Here is a 5,642-nt window from a genome sequence, read left to right as displayed (position 1 = left end):
TTACTCAAAAAGAAAAAGTAAAAGGAACTCTAAATGCATAAGGCACAAATCGGACATGACAAGTCAATAACCCCCACAACCAAGTGGAATTCACTCTTACACCCGCAAAATGTACGTTTGAGTTTCGCTTATTAGTCATGTCCAGAAATATGCCATCAGAGGATTTAAAACCCTCTGACAGGCAATTATTGTAACAGTAAATTCAACTTTTGGGAACTATGCCAAAGAAAAAACGCCTTTCTGAAAGAGTAACTTCCACTTTTCAGAATGACGTTTTTGAAGTGGAATTTAACTTTTCACTTCAGCCTATATAATGAAACGCGAGAAAACCTCTATACTAGTCGTTTTTCTCTTCGGGTCTAAGGTGATTTTTATACATTTGAGCAGTAATGTCGCATAATCCGACAAAGGGACATTACTGCTTATTTTATTGCTGATAATACAGCCTCATAATCTGAGGTGAACAGTAAATATGTATAGATGCTCCATATTTCCATGATATTTATGTTGATATGTAAAAGCGCTCCTGATTCATGACATGGAAACATGTGGGCAGTTAAGGAGGTAGATATGTATTATTCAGCAGGAACTTACGAATCATTTGCACGTCCCGAAAAGCCCGAAGGTGCAGACAGAAAGTCAGCATATATCATAGGAACAGGTCTGGCAGGTCTGTCAGCAGCCTTTTATCTTGTAAGAGATGGACAGGTCAAGGGAGAGAGAATACACCTTTTGGAGAAGATCGACCTGGCAGGGGGCAGCTGCGACGGACGAAGAGATATCACCAAGGGCTTCTATATGAGAGGCGGCAGAGAGATGGACAATCATTTTGAATGCATGTGGGACCTTTTCCGCGATGTGCCCTCTATAGAAAATCCTGGCCTGTCCGTGCTGGATGAGTACTACAGGCTCAATAAGCACGATCCCAACTATTCACTATGCAGGGCTACTGTTAATTGCGGACAGGACGCTCATACAGATAAGAAGTTTGAACTGGATAAGGCATCGGCCATGGCTTTGTCCACGCTCTTTATCACTCCTGAAAAGGACCTGGAGGGCAAGAAGATATCTGAGATACTGCCTGATTCTTTCTGGGATACTAATTTCTGGCTCTATTGGCAGACTATGTTTGCTTTCCAGAGATGGTCCTCTGCCCTTGAGATGAAGAGATATCTGTGCAGATATTGTCATCATATAGACGGCCTGCCGGATTTCACAGCGTTGCGCTTTACCAAATACAACCAGTATGAAAGCATGATCCTGCCCCTTGTGAAATATCTGGAAAGCCACGGCGTGAAGATTGAATTTGGCGTAGATGTACGTAATGTTGTGATCAAAGAGGATCATGGCCGCAGGGTGGCAAACAGGATTGATTATGTAAGGGATGGTCATATGGAGAGCATAGACCTTATGGAGGATGACCTTGTATTTATCACCAACGGATCATGCACGGATACCTCCTGCTATGGTGATCAGAATACAGCACCTGATCTTTCAAATGTGGTACCCGGACAGGGAGAAGCATGGGACCTTTGGAGAAATATAGCAGCTCAGGCTACTTGCGGCGAATATGGCAATCCTGATGCTTTTTGCTCAGATCCTGAAGCTACCAACTGGATGAGTGCTACTGTGGAGACCTCGGATGAAGAGATCATACAAAAGATTATCTCTGTATGTAAAAGAGATCCCAGAGAGGGCAAGGTCACTACAGGCGGCATAGTTACAGTCAAGGACAGCACACGTAACTGGTATCTGTCCTGGACCATCAACAGACAGCCTCAGTTCAAGGCTCAGGACAAGAACACCGTATTGGTATGGCTCTACGCCCTTAGCACCAATAAGCCCGGCAATTATGTAAAGAAGGGGATGCGTTACTGCACAGGTGAGGAGATCTGCGAAGAGTGGCTCTATCACATAGGCGTACCCACAGACAAGATAAAGGAATATGCCACTAAACGCTGCAATACCACCACCTGCTATATGCCCTATGTCAACGCCTTCTTCCAGCCTCGTCATGAATCAGACAGGCCAAAGGTAGTGCCGGACGGCGCTGTGAACTTCGCATTCCTTGGACAGTTTGCTGAGACTCCTCGCGATACTATCTTTACCACTGAGTATTCTATCAGGACAGGTATGGAAGCGGTATATACCCTTATGAACGTGGACAGAGGTGTTCCTGAAGTGTGGGGCTCCAAGTATGACGTGAGAGAGCTTCTTAGGGCCTGCTATTATGCAGTTGACAAGAAGACAGTGGATGAACTGCCTCTGACCATAGTGGAAAGAATACTGGTCAAAAAGCTCCTTAAGAAAGTAAGGGGCACTGATATAGAAATACTCTTAAAGAACAGCGGATTGATATAAGAAAGTAATTGTTATTAGACGTACCTTCAGAAACACGCATTTACTGCGTGTTTCGTGAGGACATGAAGCTGGCAAATAAGCCATAAGCATCATAAGAGAGCTGCAGCTTAAAGAATTTTTAACTTCTTTTGCTGCAACTCTCTATTGTATTGATATAGTAGTTATAAATTTGTTAAAATATATATGATATTCCGTTCATGACAAAATCGTGTTCAATAATTCCGGTAAAGGTGCTGACTATGGGACAGAATTCCGTGCTTAACAAAAGCTATGATCATCTGACAGGTCTGCCTGATATGAATTATTTCTTTGAACTTGTCAGAGCCAATTATAAGGAGAGAAAAAAATCCGATAATGTCAATGCGGTGATATATCTTGATCTCTACGGCATGAAGAACTTTAATCAACAGCATGGCTTTGATGAAGGAGACAGACTTCTAAAGGCGGTGGCTGATATCCTTGCCGGACATTTTGGTCATGATAACTGCTGCAGGCTAATGGCAGACCGTTTTGCGATATTCACTGATTGTACGGATCTGGATAACAAGCTGGATGAGGTGCTCAGGCAGATCGAACTTACAAATGGCTGCAATAGCCTTCCTGTCAGGGTGGGCGTGTACAATTCCGATATGGGGGTAGTCAGTGCCACAACAGCTTGCGATAGGGCCAAGATTGCCTGCGACTCTGTTAAAAGTGTTTATAGTTCTAATATTTCATACTTTGATAAACAGATGCTGGAAGAGTATGAGATCCGCCATTATATTCTCGGAAATTTTGAACAGGCTCTTAGAGATGGACGTATAAAGGTATTGCATCAGCCTATAGTACGTATAGCCAATAATCTTATCAGTGACGATGAAGCACTTGCAAGGTGGGAGGACCCTGTTAAGGGTTCTATCTCTCCTCTTGTATTTGTGCCTATACTTGAAGAAGCCAGGCTGATTCACAAGCTGGACCTTTTTGTGACAGACAGAGTAATAGAAAAGCATCTTTTGGCAAAGGAAAAGGGGCTGCCTCTTGTACCTGAGTCCATCAATCTCTCCAGGGCGGATTTCTATGCCTGTGACATAGTGGAGGAGATTAAGGAGAGAGTTGACAAGGCTGGGATAGAACACAGATATTTCATCTTTGAGATCACTGAAAATGTTGTCATCAAAGATCAGGATTATATCAAATCACAGATAAATCGTGCTCACGAGCTTGGCTTTAAGGTGTGGATAGATGACTTTGGAAGCGGATTTTCATCGCCTGATTTTCTTCAGGATATTCCTTTTGATGCCATCAAGATAGACAAAGAATTCATGGACAAGATCCCTGAAAATGAGAAGAGCAAGATTGTGGTAACTGAGCTTATCAAGATAGCCAGCGCCTTTGGAAGTGAGACTATCGCAGAAGGTGTTGAAAGAAGAGATCAGGTGGATTTTCTAAGGGATATTGGCTGCAGCAAGATCCAGGGATATTATTTCCTTAAGCCCATCTCTCAGTATGCTATTTTTGAAAGATATCAAAAGGGGACGAAGACTGTTTTTGAGAATCCTGATGAGTATGACTATTATCTGGAACTTGGCAAAGTCAGTGTTTATGATATGTCATTCTTTACTGAGGATGGACTGGAGACAGGCGACTTTTTTGATACGCTGCCCATGGTGGTGCTGGAAGTAGCTGACGAGTCCATAAGCGTTGTGAAGCATAGCAGGACTTATCGCAGGTTTATGGACCGCAATTTTCCCAGTGTTGTATTTAAAGTGAATTCCGATAAAAAAGAAGTCGTGAGCAATATGGGCGCTGTGTTTAAAGCAGGCCTTGAAGATGCCATTCGTGGCACCAAGCGTCAGTTTGTTGATGTTACGGCAGAGGATGGATCTGTTTTGCGTCTTTTGATCCAGCGTATCGCGTATAATGACATCCGCAGGATCACGGCTATCAAGGTCGTTATTCTGGGACATATACATTATGGAGCAGAGCTGCAGCATATAGAAGCTATAAAACGTATAGAAGAGGAGCGCAAGTCATATCAGCGCATACTGGCTCTGTCAGGTGATTACATCTGCATGTATTCCATTGACATGGATACCAATGCCTTTGTTGAGTACAGCTCCAGTGGTGATTATTCATCCATGAATGTTCCCAAGGAGGGAAGCGATTTCTTTGCTCAACCGTTTACCGACGGAATGGAGAAGATATATGTGGATGACCGTCCCCTCTTTAGCAGTGTTTTTTCCAAAGAGGAAGTCCTTAAGCAGATAGATGAAAAAGGCTTATTCACAATGAATTACAGGATCATCTTTGAAGGGGAGCTCAGGTACGTATGCCTGAAGGTGGCCAAGGTCTCTGAGGAAAACGGTAAACGCCTTATCGCCGGTATCATTGATATAGATGCGCAGGTCAAAAAGGAAGAAGAATACAGCTCCAAGCTGTCTACAGCCCAAAATGAAGCAAATATTGATGCTCTGACAGGTATCAAGAACAAGAATGCCTACAGTCATGCGGAAAACAGGCTGAATGAACAGATAAAGGCGAGTCATGAGCTGAGGTTTGGCATAGTGGTCTTTGATATCAATAACTTAAAGCTGGTCAACGATACCAAGGGGCACAAGGCAGGAGATGAGCTTATCAGGAAGGGCTGCCATATAATCTGTACCTCCTTTAAACACAGTCCCGTGTTCAGAGTGGGCGGTGATGAGTTTGTAGCGATTGTCAAAGGCGAGGATTATGACAATGTGGATAGTCTGATGAAAGAGTTCCATAACGGCAACTTGGAGAGAAAAAAGGCTGATGATGTAGTCATTGCCAGCGGTCTTGCCATATACCGGGATGATAACAATCTATCACAGGTATTTGAAAGAGCTGATTCTGCCATGTATCGGGACAAGCAGGCACTGAAAGCATAATAAAAAGGTGATCACCTCACATTTGTGGGTGATCACCTTTTTGGTCTCTTGGGGACGGGGTCAATGCCATTTAGATAAGGATTTCCCGTCCCAATCCTATAGTTACAATTAAATATATTACTGAAATCAGAGGTGAAATACCCTCTGATTTTTTTGCAGTTTTCTGCGAAAACTGCTTGACAAGTCAGCCAAAAAATGTTGCCGCGCCTTGATTATAAGACATTTTTACGGAGGTGCTGACATGTCATTTACTGTTACTGAAATACGTCAAAATCTATTCTCGGTGTTTTCATCCCTATTGGAACGAAGGGATGAATTCTTAAAAAATCCATCTTCCGATTTTACCCGGAAAAAGAAGATATCGTTTGAGCAAACCATGCTGTTTCCTAT

General features: G+C 43.1%; 2 protein-coding genes. Both read left to right on the top strand.

What is annotated here, in order from left to right:
• Nucleotides 1-570 precede the first annotated feature (570 nt).
• The gene (locus tag G636_RS0114250) at nucleotides 571-2,361 is read left to right on the top strand and encodes an oleate hydratase (protein ID WP_026508591.1); all 1,791 of its coding nucleotides are present in this window, start codon (nucleotides 571-573) and stop codon (nucleotides 2,359-2,361) included.
• A 239-nt stretch (nucleotides 2,362-2,600) separates the two neighbouring features.
• Nucleotides 2,601-5,252, top strand: a complete 2,652-nt coding sequence (locus G636_RS0114245) for a sensor domain-containing diguanylate cyclase (RefSeq protein ID WP_026508590.1) — start codon at nucleotides 2,601-2,603, stop codon at nucleotides 5,250-5,252.
• Nucleotides 5,253-5,642: the final 390 nt, after the last annotated feature.

This window comes from Butyrivibrio sp. MC2013, assembly GCF_000424585.1.
GTDB lineage: Bacteria > Bacillota > Clostridia > Lachnospirales > Lachnospiraceae > Butyrivibrio.
This window is presented reverse-complemented; position numbering and strand designations above follow the sequence as displayed.